Source organism: Gordonia sp. ABSL11-1 (assembly GCF_030315685.1).
Lineage (GTDB): Bacteria > Actinomycetota > Actinomycetes > Mycobacteriales > Mycobacteriaceae > Gordonia.
Map to the genome: position 1 here is coordinate 124000 of NZ_JASXSI010000010.1, position 19664 is coordinate 143663.

The window sequence follows — 19664 nt, forward strand, 5'->3', positions numbered from 1 at the left end:
AGTCCTCGCGTCCGTCCGTGCCGGGCGAGCATCACGTCGAACTCGAGCCGGGCGTGGAACTGCTCATCGGGCTCGAGGCGATCAGCAAACCCGACGACAAGGGGATGCGCACCGGCACATGCATCCTCAGCAGTCAGCTACGGGGCCGGTGCAGGTGCGTGATCGCTCGGTCGACACCATGTGCCGCCGCGGAGAGGCCGATGGGTCCAACCCACGTCACGTCGATGCGCCCTTTGCCGGTGTGGCGTCGTTGGGAATCGGCGCCGGCGACGAGGTCGCTGCCGGCGTGGCGGTCGTCGCCATCGAGGCCATGAAGATGGAGGCGACCATCGCCGCGCCCGTCGCTTGGGAAGGTCACGCAGCTGGCGATCGACTCGGTCGCCGAGGTCGCACCCGACGACCCGCAGGTCGAGATCGGTTGACACAACGTGTGATCGACGACACGGCCGTCCCGCCGGCGACGTCGATGCCCACCATCCGTACTGCCGTACCTTCAGCACCGCCAAGGCAGCCGGGTGCGGCCGATCCCCCTGGCCAACCGAAAAACTGATCACTGCCCAGCAGCCGCGCACCAACGCCCTTGACAGTGCGGGTGCCGACCGGGACCGGCGGGCGGAAGCGTGACACCGGCGTCGCCAGTTCCAGTCACTGAGCCGCCCCGTCGGCCACGAGAAACAGGGAGGATCACTTACCCGCTCCCCAAATAGATGCCAGCCAAATGGATCTGACGGTGTCAAGCATTCTGCGCGTTTGCTCGACGGTATTCTTCTCGAGACGGTCTTTGTAGTACATGTGCAAGGTCATCTCGAGGAGCGACTCAACCAGATTGGGCACATCCTGCGAGGAAGGGCTGGCACGACCGTCGGCGATGTCGCGTAAGATCTGCTCGATCAGGATTCCCGAAAGACGTCGGTTCCACACCTGCCACATCGAAGCGATTTGATCATCGAGTGGGATTGCCTGGATCGAGGCGATGAGCACAGCCTCATGCTCGTGCCATACGTCGATGGTGCTCGCGGCCGTACGGCTCAGAAAATCTGCCACCACCTCGTTATCCGTACGCGCAAACGACTGCACGCGTTCCATCAGTTCAGACCAGATCTCGGTAGTGGCGACGGCCAAAGCCGAGTACTTGGACTCGAAGTAGAAGTAGTACCCGGATCGGCGGACCCCCGCGGCGGCAGCAATCTCGCCGACAGTCAGTTCACCGATCGGACGGGTGGCGAGGAGGTCGGCGAGGCTATCGAGGATCGCTCGACGTTGGCGCTCGCCCTTGCTCAGAGTTCTGCGGTCGCCAAGGAGCACGCCGTCACCGGGATGTGCGCGAGCTTGACTTCTCGACATACTGTCGACTATATCGGTTACCACCACGCACCGATGACCCCCACGAGTCGCCGCTGAGCGATGTGCCTGCCGTCGAACACCAGTCAACTCGGCTGCCCACGCACCGTCACGTTCGATCCTGCCGGCGTCGTAGGCCAGGGGTCCACGCCTGCGGCGGGAGGCGATCGATGACGGTGGCCGTGGTCTCTGCGTTGATTGCCGATAGCACCGCGGCAGCGTCGGCGGCCAACGCAGTGACCGACCGTGACACTCTGGGATCAGAACCAACGCGACCGAACACCGCCGGATGGCGCGGACCTGGTTGATGTCGGCCAGACAGTCGCCACCCAGGTAGCGAGGTCGAGCAGCATCTTTCCCGGATCATGGGTTGCGAGGGCTTGCGCCACGGCACCAAGGTGGTCGATGACCGGCCGCTCAGACCGGCTTTCTCGGCCGCTGCAGCAGGACCGTCGCCCGGCGTGCGACACCACCCCGGTTCCGAAGCCATATACCGACAACGGCGAGTACGGCGACGGAGACTTGACTCACTGCGAATGACGCTCCTCGACCTGGACTGATTATCGCTGCGGTAAGCCGAATCACCCCAGGTCGAGGGGCGGTTCTTCACTCGCGACTCGACATCAGCGTGAAAGCCCCGAGGCTAACTCGCCAGGACCGTCGTCAGAAAGCCGGATACTGCGTCGAGCCCTTGGTTGTATGAGTGCAGGCCAGGCATGGTCATGAATCCATGAAACGTGCCGTCAATGCGCAGCACCTCGACGGGTGTGCCAGCCTTGTCGAGCAGTGCGGCGTAGTTCAGGCCGTCGTCACGTAATGGATCACGCCCAGCAACTACCACCAGAGCCGGGGGCAGACCGCCGAACGAAGCGGCGTTCGCGGGCGTGGCCCGGGGGTCGGTGCGATCCTTCGTGCTGGTGAGATACTGGTCCCAGAACCACAGCGTGTCGACGACGGTCAACACCGGTGCCTGCGCATTGTCGATCCAGGATGGCCGCTCCACGGCGTATTCGGTGGCGGGGTAGAGCAAGACCTGAGCCCTGAGCGGCGATTCGTGGCCCCGATCGAGATGGGTGATCGCAGCGGAGATGTTGCCGCCAGCGCTGTCACCTCCGATCGCGATCCGCGTGGTATCGACCCCGAGGTCGCGACCACGGTCCCGAACCCAGGCCAGAACCGCGTTGACTTCGTCGACAGGCACTGGGAACTTGTTCTCGGGTGCCATGCGGTAATCCACCGATACGACCGCGATACCGGCCGCCGAGGCGATACTGCGGCACAGATGGTCGACCCCACCATTGAGCGAGCCGAAAGTCCATCCGCCCCCATGGATGTACAGCAGAACCGGCACCGGGGCCGACGATTCCGGCCGGTACATTCGCACGGGGATGTCTCCATGCGGCCCGGCGACTGCGCGCTCGGTTACCTCGTGCACCGCCGGTCCTGGCGGGGCCTGAGAGTCGCTGACGCGGCCGAACTCCCGGACACCGGCAACACCGAGGCCTGACAGTCCGCCCGGCACGGCCATGGCGAACTGCTCGGCAGCCAGCTGAGCGTCGGGATCGAGCGCGGTCTCAAACTGAGATGTCATCACATTCCTTTCAAACAACCGTCGTCGTGGCGGGCGCGAGTACGAGACCTTCGAATTCTCCTGTGGCCCACCATGTGTCGATCATGTCCCAGAACTCCACTTCACTGACATTATGGACATCGTTGAAGAATCCTCGACTCACATCGCCTTGCCCGCTGTAGTACCCCGGCGTGCAGTTGGATAGGTATGCGAGTCTTTGTTGGCCAGATTGTCGTGTGAGTTCGACCCATTCGTTCTGTGCTGCAAGCGTTGGCTCGACGGTGCCGATACCGGCACCTTGCGCATGGGCGACAACCCGAGCGGCGTGTCGGGCTTTGCGGTCAAGCATGTAGGTGTAGTTGACCACGTAGGCATTCTGGCTCAGACCCAACTCGATGAAGTTCGGAAAACCATACGTGAAGAATCCATGCAAGGTCTTGGCACCGTCGCTGAAATGGGTGCGCAGCGAAAGCGCGTCACGCCCGATGATGTCGTATCCGTACCGGTCGGTGGGCGTACTGCCCGTCTCAAATCCGGTCGCGAATACTATGCAATCGACCTCGTAGTGTTGACCGTTGACGACAAGACCTGTGGGCGTAATGCTTTCGACACCGTCCGGCGCAGCAACCAGGTGCACCGTGGGCTTGTTGAACGCTGCCAGGTATTCATCGTTGAATGTGGGCCGTTTACAAAGGAACCCGAACCAGGGCTTCAGGGCGGCTGCGGTTGCGGGATCGGCAACCTCGTCGTCGACGCGTTCATGGATTTCGCGCATCAGCTGCATGTCGGCTATCGCAGCCAGAGCCATCTGGTCCTCGACCGGAAGTGTCTCGATAGGTACATCGATCAGATGCTGCCCACTCAACGCCGGCATCAGATGCGTCCAGATGTCATCGACGAGGTTTTCGTCCTGGTGATGCCCGTTGAGGACGCTCAAGAAGTTGTGGTGCCGGTCGTATTGCCAGCCCGGGCCGAGGTTGGCAGCCCACTGCGGATCGGTGAGCCAGTTGTTGCGGGCACCAACAACGCTCGGGGTGCGCTGCACCACGAACAGTTCCTTGGCATCTTCGGCCAAGAAGGGCACCGCCTGAACGCCGGTCGCGCCGGTCCCGACAATCGCGACGCGCTTGTCATGAAGGCCCACAAGATCACCCGCTGGACTGCCCCCGGTGTAGTCGTAGTCCCAGCGGCTGGTGTGGAAGATTCGCCCGGTGAACTCGGCGATTCCGGGCACTCGGGGTACTTGCGGCTTATTCAAGGGGCCGTTGGCGCGCAGCACGAAACGGGCGTGCAACAGATCATCGCGGTCAGTACGGATTTCCCACCGTTGCTGATCCTCGATCCAGACCACCGAGGTCACGTTGGTCTGAAACAACGTAGCCGGGTACAGCTCGTAGTGTGCGCCGATACGCTGGGCGTGTTCGAAGATCTCGGCACCGTCGGCATACCGTTTGGTCGGCACGTATCCGGTCTCCTCCAAGAGAGGCAGATACACATGGGACTCGACGTCGCACTGCACTCCTGGGTAACGATTCCAGTACCACGTGCCACCGAAATCACCTCCCTGCTCGATGATTCGGAAGTCAGTCACCCCGTTGCGCATCAGGTGAGCACCGGCCAGCAATCCGCCGAATCCACCACCGAGAATCGCCACCTCGAGGGTCTCTGTCACTGACTGGCGCTCGCTACGAGGGGTCCACGGATCACTATCGTCGAGTTCGACTACATCGGTTAACCCCTGGAACTGGCCCAGATTCTCCTTGCGAATGCGTTTGGCGCGCTCACTGACATAGCGCTGACCAACTTCTACCGGATCGAACTCCACAGCCACAGTAGTTCCGGAAACGGGGAGTGTAACGGTCATTGTACGAATTCCTTCTGGTCGATACGGATGACGTGGGCGGATCTTCCTCGGAGGTAGGTCACGGCGGCCCTTGGCTCTTCGGCCGCCCGTCTGGGCAGCTGCACTAACGGGGCCGCGCCGCGCCTACCACCAGAGCAATAGTTGACAGGTGGTCAATTTCTGAGAACACTGTGTCATATTGAGGCACAGATCACAAGGGGCAGGATGGTCATGAATGATCACAGACGGGCAGGAGAGCCGCATCCAGCGACCGCTCCGCCCTGTCCACAGCGCCACGCGCATGCCGAAGCTGCGGCACCAGAACCACCGCGGTTGATGGCGGAGTTTCTCGGACAGCCGCGGGGCGCACATCGTCGTCGGCTACGGGTACTTCCGGGCCGACAAATCCTGTGTCGAACGTGACCACTCGACGAGACGTCACGCCCGACTCACTGTGCACCGCGTCTGCGGTGGTCACAGCCGTATTGCTATGACTCAAGGAGGTTTCATGACCATTCCGTCCTACGCCCAGGGCACATCTGCGCCCGGACTGCTACACGAGACGATCGCCCAGAATCTGACGCGCACCGTCGCCGCGCACCCCGACCGTGACGCGCTTGTCGAGGTCACCACCGGACGCCGATGGACGTACCGCCAGTTCGCCGCAGACGTAGACAGACTCGCCACTGGACTCTTGGGCCTCGGTGTCCGACCCGGCGATCGGGTCGGGATCTGGTCCCCGAATTCCGCCGAATGGACGCTCGTGCAGTACGCGACCGCACGCCTCGGCGCGATTCTGGTCACGATCAACCCTGCGTATCAGGCCGAGGAACTCGAGTATGTCCTCAACCAGGCTCAAGTCGGAACGGTCATCGCTGCGACCTCCTACAAGACGTCTGACTACGTCACGATGCTCAACGACGTCCGCGACCGTTGCACCCACCTCCACGATGTGATCATCGTCGGAACACAGCCCTGGCGCGAGCTCGCAACCACCGCCATCGCCGCCGCCACCCTCGAGGAGGTCGCCTCAGCCCTGACTCCCACCGATCCAATTAATATTCAATACACCTCGGGGACAACAGGTTTCCCCAAAGGCGCCACACTTACGCACACCAACATCGTCAACAACGGCTACTTCGTCGGAGAGAACCTGCACTACACCGAACAGGACCGGGTGTGCATCCCGGTGCCGTTCTATCACTGTTTTGGGATGGTGATGGGCAACCTCGCTTGCACCACACACGGTGCGACAATGGTCATTCCCGCACCTGGCTTCGATCCTGCCGCGACACTCCACGCTGTCGAGGTCGAACGGTGCACCTCTCTATACGGCGTTCCCACGATGTTCATCGCAGAGCTCGGCCTCGAGCACCTCGAGTCGTTCGACCTGACCAGCTTGCGTACCGGCATCATGGCGGGATCGCCGTGCCCCGAGCCGATCATGCGAAGAGTCATCGACAAGATGCACATGCGCGATGTGACGATCTGCTACGGCATGACCGAGACCTCACCGGTTTCCACCCAGACCACCACAAGTGACACCCTTGCCCAGCGTGTAGGAACCGTCGGACGAGTCGGACCACACCTCGAAATCAAAGTCATTGATCCCGAGACCGCCGACACCGTCGCCCGCGGCATACCCGGAGGGCTCTGCACCCGCGGCTACAGCGTTATGGCCGGTTACTGGAACGACCCTGACAAGACTGCCGAAGCCATTGATGCCGATGCATGGATGCACACCGGGGACCTGGCAATCATGGACGGCGACGGCTACATCCAGATCACCGGCCGCATCAAGGACATGATCATCCGCGGCGGCGAGAACATCTACCCCCGCGAAATAGAAGAGTTCCTCTACACCCACCCCGATGTACTCGACGCGCAAGTCGTCGGAGTTCCCGACGACAAATACGGAGAAGAACTCGTGGCGTGGCTACGCATCAGGACCGGCGCACCCCATCCCACCGTCGACGACATCCGAGCCTACTGCGCCGGCAAAATCGCGCATTACAAAATCCCCCGCTACGTACGTGTTATCGACAACTACCCCATGACCGTCACAGGGAAGATCCGCAAGACCGAGCTCCGCGAGCTCGCTCTCCTCGAGGCCGACGGCCCGCGAAGCCAGAACCCCACCCCCTGAACGCTCGACGACTGGCCGGGGCCAGACGATCCTGACACCCCAACGAAGGACACCCATGAAGAAGACCATGAAAGCCGGGCGAATCAACTTTGAAACCAAGGAATTCGCTGTTCGCGACGACGTCCCAATCCCTATTCCGGGCACTGGTGAAGTACGCATCAAGGTCGCTGCCGCCGGCGTATGCCTGTCGGACGTACACCTCATCGCCGGACTGATGACCCCGCAACGCAACGCCACAGCGACACGAACTCTTGGACATGAAGTTGCCGGTACCATTGACGCCCTCGGCGACCACGTCGACGGCTGGACCGAAGGTGACCGAGTCACCTTGCAAGCCCTCATCTCCCAGCCATGGGGTTTCGACACCATGGGCGTGGATTACGACGGCGGCTGGGCCGAGTACGTCGTGGTACCCCAACAGGTACTCGTCGCGATACCCGACACCCTCCCGTTCGATCAGGCCTGCATCATTCCTGATGCCGTCTCCACTCCTTGGGCAGCGATCTCGCATACCTCCGAAACACGCGCAGGCGAAGCAGCCGCGGTGTGGGGCCTCGGCGGCCTCGGCATCCACGCCGTTCAACTGCTGAAAATGATCGGCGCCGCGCCCATCATCGCCATCGACCCTCTAGCCGGAGCCCGACAGAACGCGCTCGCACGCGGAGCCGATGCAGCACTCGACCCCACCGACCCCGAATTCGCCGACAAACTCCGCGAGCTCAACGGCGGCCGCGGCATCGACGCCGCCTTCAACTTTGCGGGATTTCCCGGCATTGACGAGCAGATCCTTCCGCTGCTGAACCCAGGAGGCAGACTCACGATCACCGGCATCAGCGGCCAACCCCTCACCATCACGGACTCGATCTCCCTGGTCTGCTACCAACACCAGATCCGCGGGCACTACGGATATCTACCCCCGCACGTCCACGAACTTGTCAAACTTCTCGAATGGAACAGGATCGATCTCTCCGCCTCCATCTCAGCCCGTCTACCGCTCGACCAAGCCGCCGAAGCAGTGCAGCAACTCGACCTGAAGAAGGACGATCCGATTCGGATCGTCCTAGAGCCTTAGCTACACCGCACCCACATCCACGGACGGCCGCGGCGGGTCATCGACTGCCTCGACCCCCACCACGCACACATCTGGACCAGGCGTGCCCCGATCGGGGTCATCATCTGCCCACCAACGTTTTCCGAGATGAGCGGATACGACGTCGTCGATGACCCCTGGATGCCGGTGCCCGCGTGATGGACTGCGGCCGCCACGTGACGGGGCGGCTCGAAACCGTGCTCGGCGAAAGTCGCCGATGACTCTGTGGAGTGCCCGCGGCGGCCGGCGTCAAACACGGCGGCCGACCGCCGCTTCCGAGCTCAGCTCGCGGCGGTCGCCGGTTCCGTCGCCGAACTGAACCGTCCGGCGGGCTCGAAACGGCCGAGGACGTCGTCGGCGGGTTCGCCGGACACCGCGGTGATGAACCCGAGCACGTCGTCGCGATTCCCGAGAGTCAGCAACGGGTTGGGGTCGGACAGCAGGCCGAACAGCGCCGAGGCGACGTTGGTGTCGACGGCCGCGGCCGGGAACGACAGTTCGAGGTGGGTCGCGTAGTCGGGGTCACCGAGGTACAGGCGGGTGACCTCGACGGCGGCCCGCCCACGACGCTCCCAGTGCTTCTCGAACTCGGACTCGAGCCAGTCGGTACTGAACGGACCGTCGTGATCCTTGGCGGCCTTGACCAGCTCGGCAACCTGGATGAGGGTGTTCGCCGCGCCCTGCCCGGCCACCGGATCGACCGCGATGGCGGTGTCACCGATAGCGGCGACGGTGTGCCCCCCGCGCGTCGTGGCGACGGCATGGCGCACCGTCGGGGTGACCGCGCCCTTGAGCCATGAGACCGGATCGGACTCGATGACCTGGAGCTTCTCGATCGCCGGGGCGTCGTGCGGGAAGTACTCGGTGAAGATGTCGACGATGGTCTGTCGCGCCGAGGCCGCGTCCTCGACCTCGTCGACCTTGGCCGCCCAGGCGCCGTCGGTCTTGGCGAAGACGATGAACGACCAGGTCGCCCCGGCGTCCTTGTGCAGGAACGGGCCGACGAAGATCTCACCGTTCTCGCTGTCGAGGTTGAACAGCGAATGGTCGCCGCCCGCGCTGCTGCGGTAGGCGAACGTGTCCGGTCCGTGGTCGAGGCCGGTCAAGGTCACCTGCAGGAGCTTGCGCTGCGGTTCGCGGTAGTGGGTTCGCGACTCGTTGACCGGGAACAACGCCGACAGCCCACCCTTGCCGGTCGCGACCAGGGTGAGGTCGTGCGAGCCGGCGATGGTGTCCAGCCGGTCGGTGTCGACGGAGGTCACCTCGAACCGTCCGCCCCGATCGAGGAACCGGCCGAGTCGGTCGTCGGCACGCAATCGGAGATCCACCGCCTGGGCGACATAGCCGTAGTCCGGGTTGAACTCGAGCACGTCGGCACGATCCGCCCCACTGCCCGAGTGCAGACGCACGCTGATGCCGGTCGTGTTGCCCACCTCGTAGAGATCGTCGATGATCTCGGCGTCCCACTCGCGAGGCTTGCCGAACAACACCCCGACGCCGGTCGGCGGAACCTTGTCGCGGAGCGACTCACGGTCCCGATCGCTGAAGAGCGTCACGTCGAACCCGGCCTCGGCGAATCCGAGTGCGGCGCTCGTCCCCGCCAGTCCGGCGCCGACGATCGCCACCTTCCGGCGTGCGTCTCCCGACTGTCCTTCTCCTGCCATGGTGAACCCCTTTGTCTGTGCGATGTGATGTGTCGGCGTCAGCGTGCCGCCGGTCGCATCCGCGCTGAAGGGTTAGGCGCAGCCCGCACAAATACGTGTCCGATTACTCCGATTCGAAGGAGCCCCACGGTGGCTGCTCACCGGAAACAGGGCGGCGGCCAAGTAGCATCGCAGCCTGTGAGCACGGCCGTAACCACCCCCGCGACCCCCAACGAGGACGCCGCGACGGGCAACACCTCCGGCTACCGGCTGGATCTGGACGGCCTGCGCGGTATCGCCATCGCACTGGTCGCGATCTTCCATGTCTGGTTCGGCCGGGTCTCCGGTGGCGTCGACGTCTTCCTGACATTGTCGGGATACTTCTTCGTCGCATCGCTGCTGAAGCACGTCCTCGCGACGCAACCGGCGTCGACGTCGTGGTCGGCGGCGGTCAATCCGTGGCCACGATTCTGGCGACTGGTCCGTCGCCTGCTGCCCGCTCTGCTCGTGGTTCTCGTCTTCATCACCGCGATGATCGCGCTCGTCATGCCGAAGACGCGCTGGGGGCCCCTCGGCTCCGAGGTGCAGGCCAGCGCGCTGTACTACCAGAACTGGCATCTCGCATTCGACTCGCAGGACTATCAGGCCGCCGACTCGGCGAACAGTCCGATGCAGCACCTCTGGTCGATGTCGATGCAGGGCCAGTTCTTCGTCCTGACCCTCGTGTGCGCACTGACGCTGGGCGGCGTGCTGCGCGCGCTGTCGCGGCGCATCCCGGCCCTGACGAATCCGGCAGTCGTCCGCGGCGTCGTCGGGACCGCCCTGCTCGCGGTCGCAGTGGTCTCGTTCGCCTGGGCGAACTACCGGCACGGCGTGAATCAGCCGTTCAACTACTACGACACCGTCGCGCGGCTGTGGGAACCATTGGCGGGTGGCCTGCTCGCGGTGTGGATGCCGCGGGTCGCGTTGCCGGCGTGGGTGCGCAACAGTCTCGGTGTCGTCGCGCTTGCGCTGATCGTCACCTGCGGCTGGTGGATCGCCGGAGTCACCGAGTATCCCGGCGCGATGGCCCTGGTGCCGGTCGGCGCCACGCTCATCCTGATCTGGACCGGCTCGGCCGCGACCCGCCCGTTGTCGTCGTCGAACGTCGACGCTCCGTCGGTGAGCAGCGCGCTGGCCCATCCACGCTTGGTGTGGCTCGGGTCCATCGCGTACGCCCTGTACCTGTGGCACTGGCCGCTGCTGATCTTCTATCTCAGCTGGCGATACCAGGACGACGTCAACTGGCTCGAGGGAACGGCGATCCTGGTCGTGTCCGTGGTGTTGGCCTGGGCGACAACCCGTTTCATCGAGGCCCCGATACGTGCCGGCGAGTCGACGGTTCTCGGGCCGCGCTACCGTCGGTCACTGCTCGCGCTGATCCTGATCACCACGGTCGTCGCGGGCAGCACCGTGGTGATCTGGCAGCGAAACGCCGCCAACGCCACGGTGAACACGGAGAATCTCGACCCGCGGCTCTATCCGGGCGCGCGGGCGTTCCTGAACGGCGCGCCGGTGCCGAAGGTCGACCCGCAGCCCAGTCCCGAAGTGGTGGACAAGGATTGGCCGATCACGTCATATGACTCGGTCATCAGCGGCTGGAAGGACCCGTCGATCAAGGTCGGTGTGTACGGCGACAAGAACTCCACCCGCACCGTCGCGCTCGTCGGCGGCTCGCATGCCGAGTACTGGATCACCGCGCTCGACGACATCGGCAAACGTCGCGGCTTCAAGGTCACGACGTATCTCAAGGTGGGGTGCGCCCTGACCACCAGCCACGTCTTCATCTGGTTCGGCCAGAAGTACTACCAATGCAACGACTGGTCGAAGCGCGTGATGGACCGCCTCGCCGTCGACAAACCCGACGTCGTGTTCACCAACTCCACCCGCCCCGAGGAGGGCCCCGGTGCGCGCGGAGACTACGTCCCACAGGACTACACCGACATCTTCGGACAGTTCCGCGACCGCGGACAGCGGGTCGTCGCGGTCCGCGACAACCCCTGGGCGCACGGCAAGCTCAAACCGCCGGAGTGCCTCGCCGAGGGTCGCAAGCCACAGGTGTGCGGGGTGTCGCGCGATCTCGCGCTCGCGCCGACCGATCCCGCCGCCGCCATCGCGCCGCAGTTCCCGAACATGAACTTCCTGGATTACTCCGACGCCATGTGCGGCCCGACCTACTGCCCCGCCGTCGTCGGCAACATCCTGGTGTGGCACGACTATCACCACCTATCGGCGACCTTCGTGCGCAGCCTGATCCCCGCGGTCGAGGCGGACCTCGCAAAGACCTTGCACTGGTGGTGATTCCGGTCACACTCTGATCGGGATCTGCTGATCCAGCGGCCCCGACCTGCATCTCAGGCTGTCCCCAGGTTGGACTGTTAGGGTGACTCACGATGCTCGTGCCCGGGTGTCCGAGCCGCACGGTACGGACCGCCACCGAGATGCGACGAGCGCCCGAGGACTCGTGGCCGAGACCCCTCGGACCGGGAGTCATCCAAGGGTTGGGGCGAAGAGGCACGCATGACCACGTACGCACCGGGGCAGGACAGTGCCGCCGCCACGACGGGCACCGGCACGGTCGCGTGCACTGGTCAGGCGGTTCGCAGCGCGGGCAAACGGGCCTATCTGCATCACGTCGACCTGATCCGGGCGACCACGTTCTCGCTCGTCATCTTCGTGCACTGCCTCACCCAGACCACGAACGAGTTCACCAGTCTCCCCGTCAACACGACCTCGCTGCTGCTGCACTTCACGCGCAACACGTTCTTCGCGCTGACCGGCTTCGTGCTGATGTACCAGAACTACGAGAAGGCCGACTTCCGCACCACCGAGTTCTGGCGCAAGCGGATATCGCTGGTGATCTTCCCGTACATCATCTGGTCGGCGATCTACTGGTTCGTCCAAAAGGTGTGGGCCGAAGGTCGGATCACCGACGTCGTCTCGAACCCGATGCACAGTCTCGGTGAGTTCGCCGGCCTCATCGGCTGGGGCCTGTCCGGCTTCCAGATGTATTTCCTGTTCGTCATGTTGCAGGTCTACCTGCTCTTCCCGCTGGTCCTGTTCCTCGTGCGGGCCACGGCCCGACACCACGGTCTCCTGCTGGCGGCGGCGCTCGCCGTGCAGGTGGCGATCACCGCGGCCATCACCTACTGGCAGCCGCCCGCCCCGATCTCCGACTACTGGTGGCACCACTACGCCACCTTCGTGCCCTATCAGTTCTTCATCCTCTACGGCGCAGTCGCCGCAGTGCACCGTGACGCGATCGCGCGGTGGCCGGAAGGCAAGGGCTGGTGGTTGTTCGGGGCACTGCTGGTGACCGGGACGATCGCCGCGGGGACCTATCTGACCGGTGTGTGGTTCCGCGGACAACCGGTGCACGACAACGACTCCGCGTTCTATCCGTATCTGTTGCCGTTCCTCGTCGTGGCCATCGCGTGCCTGTACGCAGCCGCGGCCCATTGGGCGACGCACTGGCGCGACTTCACCCCACGTTTCGCCCGCGTGGTCTCCTACGCGTCGAATCGCTCGTTCAGCGTCTTCCTCGCACACGTGCTGGTGCTGTACGTCATCCTCAAGCCCCAGGCCGGCGGGCAGGCCTGGATTCTCGACACGTTCGGCCAGCCGTGGGGCACGATCGTCGCCTACGTCGGGACCATCGGCGGCTCGCTGCTGCTCGTCGAGATCCTCCGCCGACTGCCCGGGTCGTCGTACCTCACCGGCCGGCCGCGCATGCCACTGCCGGGTCGCTCCGCCTGACTCAGCGCCCGGTCACCACGCTCAGCAGAGCCCGCGGCCGCGCGAGCAGCAACTCGCGCACGTGGTTGCGCACCACGGTCAGAACCGGACACTCGCATCCTGCCTCGACGCCCGTCGCGTCGACGCCCACGGATCGGCACAGCGCGATCGCCCGGGACAGGTGGAAGTCCTGGGTGATGATCACGGCTCGGTGCACACCGAAATCGTCACGGGCCCGCCGACAACTGGCCACGGTGTCCAGGCCGCCCGGATCGTCGGTGATGAGATGGCCGTCGACGCCCCGCTCCTCCAGATATCGCCGCATCACGGCGGGTTCCTCCCCGGTGATCCCATTGCCGGAGTTGATGATCCGCTCCGCACGGCCGGCCCGGTACAGCTCGAGCGCGGTGTCGAGCCGGCCCCGCACGTAGTCGCCGGGCACGTCGTCGTCGACGAGGGAACCCAGCACCAGGACAGTCGAACGGTCGGGCACGTCGTCGGCGTCGAGGACGCGACCCGCCGACATCACATACACGCAGGTCGCCGCGACCGTGATGATCAGCTCGACGACGACGAGTGCGGTGAGGACCGCCCGCGATGCCGGGTACACGGCTTCACGGTAGGCGACGGGAGACTCTGACGGTCTTGTGCATTCCCGGGCCCCACGCGGTGCGCGCGCCGATACTGATGAGACCGCACTGCCTGTTGCTCGATCCGGAGGTCGCCTCGAATGCCCTACATGCCGATCACCGAATCCATGTTCCTGATCGCCGAGACCCGCGAACAGCCGATGCATGCCGGCGGACTCCAACTGTTCGTGCCGCGCGAGAGGCAGACGGACACCGAGCTCGCCGAGGAGATGTTCACCACCTTCCAGGAGTGCCTCGACGTCGCGCCCCTGTTCCGGAAGCGTCCGGCCTCCCCGGTGACGATCCTCGGCAACGTCGCGTGGTCGTTCGACGAGGAGATCGACTTCGAGTACCACGTACGCCGGACCGTGCTGCCGCGACCGGGCCGCATCCGAGAGCTCCTACGTTATGTCTCGTTGCAGCACGGGGCACTTCTCGACCGCTTCCGTCCGATGTGGGAGCTGCACGTCATCGAAGGTCTCGAGGACGGCCGCGTCGCGCTCTATACGAAGGTGCACCACTCACTCGTGGACGGGGTCTCCGCCCTCAAGCTGTTGCAGCGCACGCTGACCACCGATGCGGACGACCGCACCGGCTCGGCTCCGTGGGACGCGAACCTCACCCGACGGAAGCGGTCGACGTCGACGGGTGGCCTGCGACCGCGCCTCGGCGCCGCGCTCGACGTCGGCAGCCAGGTCATCGGCATGGCGCCCGCCGCGGCCAAGGTGGCCTTCCGCGGCATCACCGATCCGGACTTCGTCGGGCCGGGCAACGGTGCACCCCGGACCATCCTCGATGTCGCGATCGGCAGTGCCCGCCGTTTCGCGGCTCAGCAGTGGGAGATCGACAGGCTACGGGCGGTGACCAGCGAGTTGCAGATCACACTCAACGACGTGGTGGTCGCCATGTGCGCGGGCGCGCTGCGCTCGTACCTGATCGACCAGGACGCCCTCCCCGACAAACCGCTGATCGCCTCGGCGCCGGTGTCCATGCACACCGACTCCGACAAGGTCGGGAACTCGATCACCGCCATCAAGGTGAATCTGGCCACCGACCAACCCGATCCGGAACGCCGTCTTGCGACGATCGTGGCGTCGACCCGGCGCAGCAAAGAGGTGGTGCGGGGCCTGAGACCCTTGCAGGCCCTCGCGCTGGGCGCGGCGAACTTCGCCCCGCTGGCGTTCGCGACAGTGCCCGGATTCGTCCAGTACACCCCGCCGCAGTTCAACATCATCATCAGCAACGTGCCCGGCCCGTCGGAGCATCTGTACTGGAATGGCGCCCGCCTCGACGGCGTGTACCCCGTCTCGATCCCGATGGAGGGCCTGGCACTCAACATCACGGTCACGAGTACCGCCGATCACGTCAACTTCGGTCTGATCGGTGCTCGGGCACAGTTGCCGAGCCTGCAGCGTCTGTTGACCCATCTCGACACCGCACTCGAGGAGATGGAGAAGGTTGCCGGAATCCAGCGATGAGCGTCCTGATACGTTCTGAGCAGCGCCTGTCGTGATGCTTCCCACAGGAAGCGGTCTTCCCGGCTATCTGACTCGATAGTAAGTTACTGATGAGTACCATCGACATGACATCCCTCGGGGGACCGAGCGTTAGTTAGGTCATCCTTGGCAGCGTTCCAGCACCCCGACGAACTACGGTTACCTGTAGTACACGTCAGCCCGTGTGCGCATCAGCCCTGCGCAAACCGGGTCGGCGACGACCTAGAGAAAGGCCGGTACGCGCCGTGACAGCCACGACGATCGCCATCGGTACCACCGCAGCTGTTCTCAGTTTGTTCTGCTGGGCCATCTTCTTCCGCGGGATCTGGCGGATGCTGCGGATGCTGGCGCAAGGACAGAGTGTCGACCGCGGCCGGTACTTTCCGGTCATCCCGCGTCTGATGACGATGACCAAAGAGTTCGCCGCGCACACCCGCATGGCGAAGTTCCGCACAGTCGGCTGGGCGCACTGGCTCGTGATGGTGGGCTTCCTTCTCGGGTTCATCTTCGTGTTCGAAGCGTATGGGCAGGCGTTTGATCCGAACTTTCACTGGCCGTGGCTCGGCACATGGGGCCCCTACGTTCTCGCGGAAGAAGTCCTGGGATGGGCGACCGTCATTGGCGGCGTGACGTTGGTGGTCATCCGCCAGTTGAACCATCCGCGTGTGCCCGAGCGACTGTCCCGCTTCTCGGGGTCCAACTTCCGCGCCGCGTACTTCGTCGAGGTCGTCGTCATCATCGAGGGCCTCGGAATGCTCGGCGTGAAGCTATTCAAGATCGCCTCCGGGATCGAGCACGCTCCGATCTGGGCGTCGCCGACACTCCACTACCTGGCGATGCCGTTCGAGGGCGTTCCGGAATGGAGTGTCTCCGCGATGGCCGTCCTCAAACTCCTTTCGGCCATGGTGTGGCTGGCCGTCGTCGGCTACAACATCAACTGGGGTGTGGCCTGGCACCGGTTCGCCGCGTTCTTCAACATCTATCTCAAGCGTGAGGCCGACGGTGGCGTCGCGCTGGGCGCGGCCAAGCCGATGATGAGCCAGGGCAAGGTCCTCGACATGGAGACCGCCGACCCCGACGTCGACGCATTCGGCGCGGGCAAGATCGAGGACTTCTCGTGGAAGGGCTGGCTCGACTTCACCACGTGCACCGAATGTGGTCGGTGCCAGTCGCAGTGCCCGGCCTGGAACACCGGAAAGCCGCTGTCGCCCAAGCTGTTGATCACCTCACTTCGTGATCACGGCAACGCGAAGGCGCCATATCTCATGGCCGGCGGACGCAAGGACATGGGCGGCGACGAAGTCGGGCTGGTCGACGCCGACGGCAACGTCCTCGAGGACAAACTGAACGCCATCCCCGAGTCCGCTCGCGTCGAGGCCGAACGCAAGCTCGTCGGCGAGAGCAAGGGTGGCGTCGCGCAGAAGAGCGACGCCCACGGGACCGAGGCGCAGTACGACCCGGAGGAGATCGGTGCCGTCATCGACACCGAGACCCTGTGGAGTTGCACCACATGCGGCGCGTGCGTCGAACAATGCCCGGTCGACATCGAACATGTCGACCACATCCTCGACATGCGCCGCTACCAGGTGCTGATCGAGTCGGACTTCCCGACCGAACTGGCCGGCATGTTCAAGAACCTCGAGAACAAGGGAAATCCCTGGGGTCAGAACGCATCCGCTCGCACCAACTGGATCGGCGAGATGGACATCGAGATCCCGGTGTTCGGTCAGGACGTCGAGTCGTTCGAGGGCTTCGAATACCTCTTCTGGGTCGGCTGCGCCGGCGCCTACGAAGACCGCGCGAAGAAGACCACCAAGGCCGTCGCCGAGCTGCTCGACATCGCCGCGGTGAACTTCCTCGTCCTCGGCGAGGGCGAGACCTGTACCGGCGACTCCGCCCGACGTGCGGGCAACGAGTTCCTGTTCCAGATGCTGGCCCAGCAGAACATCGAGATGCTGGGCGAGGTGTTCTCCACCGCACCCGAGCAGCGGAAGAAGATCGTCGTCACCTGCGCGCACTGCTTCAACGCGCTCGGCAACGAGTACCCGCAGCTCGGCGCGAAGTACGAGGTCGTCCACCACACCCAGCTCCTCAACCGGCTGGTGCGCGAGAAGCGTCTCGTTCCCGTCGCGCCGTTGGGCGAGGGTGTCACCTACCACGACCCCTGCTACCTCGGCCGCCACAACAAGGTCTACGACGCCCCGCGTGAGTTGATGGCGGCGTCCGGCTCGCAGCTGACCGAGATGCCGCGTCACGGTGAGCGGTCGATGTGCTGTGGCGCCGGTGGCGCCCGCATGTGGATGGAAGAGCAGATCGGCAAGCGCATCAACATCGACCGCGTCGACGAGGCGCTCGACACGCTGGGTTCGTCGAAGGGCGATACGCCGCAGAAGGTCGCGACCGGCTGCCCGTTCTGTCGCGTGATGCTGACCGACGGCGTGACCGCGCGGACGGCGAACACCGAGCAGGAAGGCAAGATCGAGGTCGTCGACGTCGCTCAGCTGCTGCTCGAGTCGGTCCGTCGTGGCGCTCCCGAGGTCCAGCGCGGTGGCCGCTTCCTCGGCCCCGCGTCGGTACCGGCCGTCAGCGAGCCCGAGCCTGCCGCTGCCGAGGAGAAGGAGCCGGAGCCCGCAGCCGCCGCGGCTACTGCGACCACGACCGAGGCCAAGCCGAAGCCGAAGGTCGGCCTGGGCATGAAGGGCGGGAAGAAGCCGGGCTCGACAGCGAAAGCGGATGCCCCGGCGGAGTCGAAGCCCGCCGCGACTGCGCCGGCGGAGTCCGCGCCTGCCGGGAAGAAGCCCGCCGCCAAGGGATTCGGCATGGGCAAGGCCAAGAAGCCAGGCGCCGCGTCCGGCGGATCCGCCGCGCCCGCACCTGCCGAGGCCGAGTCGTCGGCGGCCGTCGAGTCCGCCGCCGACGCCGCTCCCACCGAGAAGAAGCCCGCCGCCAAGGGATTCGGCATGGGCAGCAAGGCGAAGAAGCCCGGGGGGAAGCCCAATGCGGCCGCATCCGACGCGGGCGTGACCGCGCCGGCCGAGAACCAGGTCGCCGAGACCGAGTCCGCACCCGAGGCGGCCCCGACCGCCGACACCGAGTCGGCCGCCCCGGCGGCCACGGAGGCCAAGGCCGGTAAGGCCAAGGGCTTCGGCATGGCCGCGGGCAAGAAGCGTCCGGGTGGCGCCGGAGCGCCGACGCCCAAACCGGCCGCCTCGGCGCCTGCCGAATCCGATTCCGCGCCGAGCGAATCCGAGCCGACGACGAGCGAGCCCGCCCCGAGCGCGCCGGCTGCAGCGGCGACGGAAACTGCGTCGACGGAAGCTGCGTCGACGGAGGCCAAGCCCGGCAAGGCCAAGGGCTTCGGTATGTCGGCCGGCAAGAAGCGCCCGGGCGGTATCGGGTCGTCGGCGCCGAAGTCTGCGGCCTCGGCCCCGGCGGAGTCCGGGCCCGAGGCAACCGCATCCGCTGCCGCCGAGTCGTCGGCGACACAGGAGTCCCTCGCCGACGGCGGTTCGGTCTCCACGACGGAGCCGACGGAGGGCGCCACCGAGGGGACGCCCGCCGACGCGGCATCGACGGAAGCCAAGCCCGGCGAGGCCAAGGGCTTCGGTATGTCGGCCGGCAAGAAGCGCCCGGGCGGGATCGGCAAGGCCGCAGCGGCGACGGCCACCACTGCGCCGACCACTGCGGCCCCGAGTGAGACCGCGGCACCTGCGGACGAGCCCGAGGCGTCGTCGGCGGAGGATTCGTCAGCAGTGAATTCGTCGGCGGCGGATTCGTCGCAGACCGCTGCCGAGGCCACGTCGGAGACAGCTCCGGAAGCGACGGAGACGACGTCGAGCGAGCAGTCCAAGCCGGCCGCAGAGGCAGAGTCGACGACGGAGACCGACGCCACCCCGCCCGCCGACGACGCACCCGCGCCGTCGCCGAACGGGTCGTCGGCCAACGGGTCGTCGGCGAAGACGATCTCGGAGGCAGGCGCCTCGAAGGCGAAGGGATTCGGCATCGCGGCCGGCAAGAAGCGGCCTGGGCACTCCTGATCGGTCGGTCCGTGCGCGCGCCGACCTCCGGTGCACGGACCGACCGATCAAACCCTCACCCTCGCTTCACAACACCACCTCGGTTTGGAACCGAG

Annotated in this window: 12 protein-coding genes and 1 pseudogene; 7 read left to right on the top strand and 6 right to left on the bottom strand. The window is 65.2% G+C overall.

The features are described 5' to 3' along the window. Positions 1 to 286 precede the first annotated feature (286 nt). Complete coding sequence (locus QSJ19_RS26970; RefSeq protein WP_502876163.1) at positions 287 to 550, top strand: hypothetical protein; 264 nt, start codon at positions 287 to 289, stop codon at positions 548 to 550. 134 nt (positions 551 to 684) lie between these two features. On the opposite strand, the gene QSJ19_RS13240 is transcribed toward QSJ19_RS26970, so the two are convergent. The 4 genes and pseudogenes from QSJ19_RS13240 to QSJ19_RS13255 form a co-directional block, all read right to left on the bottom strand. Beyond that, positions 685 to 1305 carry a TetR/AcrR family transcriptional regulator gene (locus tag QSJ19_RS13240; protein ID WP_286321009.1) on the bottom strand — a complete coding sequence of 207 codons (621 nt, stop codon included), beginning with the start codon at positions 1303 to 1305 and terminating at the stop codon, positions 685 to 687. A 226-nt stretch (positions 1306 to 1531) separates the two neighbouring features. Further along, a pseudogene (locus tag QSJ19_RS13245) lies at positions 1532 to 1814 on the bottom strand (IS1380 family transposase); the annotation flags it as partial. Between the two features lie 170 nt (positions 1815 to 1984). Beyond that, on the bottom strand, positions 1985 to 2869 hold the full coding sequence (locus tag QSJ19_RS13250; protein ID WP_286321011.1) for an alpha/beta hydrolase: 885 nt from the start codon (positions 2867 to 2869) through the stop codon (positions 1985 to 1987). Positions 2870 to 2942: 73 nt separating this feature from the next. Continuing rightward, positions 2943 to 4736 carry a flavin-containing monooxygenase gene (locus tag QSJ19_RS13255; protein ID WP_286321013.1) on the bottom strand — a complete coding sequence of 598 codons (1794 nt, stop codon included), beginning with the start codon at positions 4734 to 4736 and terminating at the stop codon, positions 2943 to 2945. A 526-nt stretch (positions 4737 to 5262) separates the two neighbouring features. Between QSJ19_RS13255 and QSJ19_RS13260 the strand changes: the two genes are divergently transcribed. Beyond that, complete coding sequence (locus QSJ19_RS13260) at positions 5263 to 6900, top strand: AMP-binding protein (protein ID WP_286321015.1); 1638 nt, start codon at positions 5263 to 5265, stop codon at positions 6898 to 6900. 55 nt (positions 6901 to 6955) lie between these two features. Then, positions 6956 to 7972, top strand: a complete 1017-nt coding sequence (locus QSJ19_RS13265) for a zinc-binding dehydrogenase (protein WP_286321016.1) — start codon at positions 6956 to 6958, stop codon at positions 7970 to 7972. A 299-nt stretch (positions 7973 to 8271) separates the two neighbouring features. Here the strand turns inward: QSJ19_RS13265 and QSJ19_RS13270 are convergent, their stop codons facing one another. Further along, positions 8272 to 9654 carry a styrene monooxygenase/indole monooxygenase family protein gene (locus QSJ19_RS13270; RefSeq protein WP_286321017.1) on the bottom strand — a complete coding sequence of 461 codons (1383 nt, stop codon included), beginning with the start codon at positions 9652 to 9654 and terminating at the stop codon, positions 8272 to 8274. Between the two features lie 177 nt (positions 9655 to 9831). Here QSJ19_RS13270 and QSJ19_RS13275 point away from each other — a divergent pair, with 177 nt between their 5' ends. After that, positions 9832 to 11973 carry an acyltransferase family protein gene (locus tag QSJ19_RS13275; RefSeq protein WP_286321018.1) on the top strand — a complete coding sequence of 714 codons (2142 nt, stop codon included), beginning with the start codon at positions 9832 to 9834 and terminating at the stop codon, positions 11971 to 11973. A gap of 219 nt (positions 11974 to 12192) precedes the next feature. Next, positions 12193 to 13428, top strand: a complete 1236-nt coding sequence (locus tag QSJ19_RS13280; protein ID WP_286321019.1) for an acyltransferase — start codon at positions 12193 to 12195, stop codon at positions 13426 to 13428. 1 nt (position 13429) lies between these two features. Here the strand turns inward: QSJ19_RS13280 and QSJ19_RS13285 are convergent, their stop codons facing one another. Next, a complete protein-coding gene (locus QSJ19_RS13285) occupies positions 13430 to 14017 on the bottom strand; it encodes a SanA/YdcF family protein (protein WP_286321021.1) in 588 nt (195 codons plus the stop codon). 120 nt (positions 14018 to 14137) lie between these two features. On the opposite strand from QSJ19_RS13285, the gene QSJ19_RS13290 reads away from it, so the two are divergent. Further along, positions 14138 to 15514, top strand: coding sequence for a WS/DGAT/MGAT family O-acyltransferase (locus QSJ19_RS13290; RefSeq protein ID WP_286321022.1), 1377 nt, complete (start codon positions 14138 to 14140; stop codon positions 15512 to 15514). A gap of 263 nt (positions 15515 to 15777) precedes the next feature. Further along, positions 15778 to 19569: a heterodisulfide reductase-related iron-sulfur binding cluster gene (locus QSJ19_RS13295; RefSeq protein WP_286321024.1), complete on the top strand. Its 3792-nt coding sequence runs from the start codon at positions 15778 to 15780 to the stop codon at positions 19567 to 19569. The last annotated feature ends 95 nt before the right edge of the window (positions 19570 to 19664 follow it).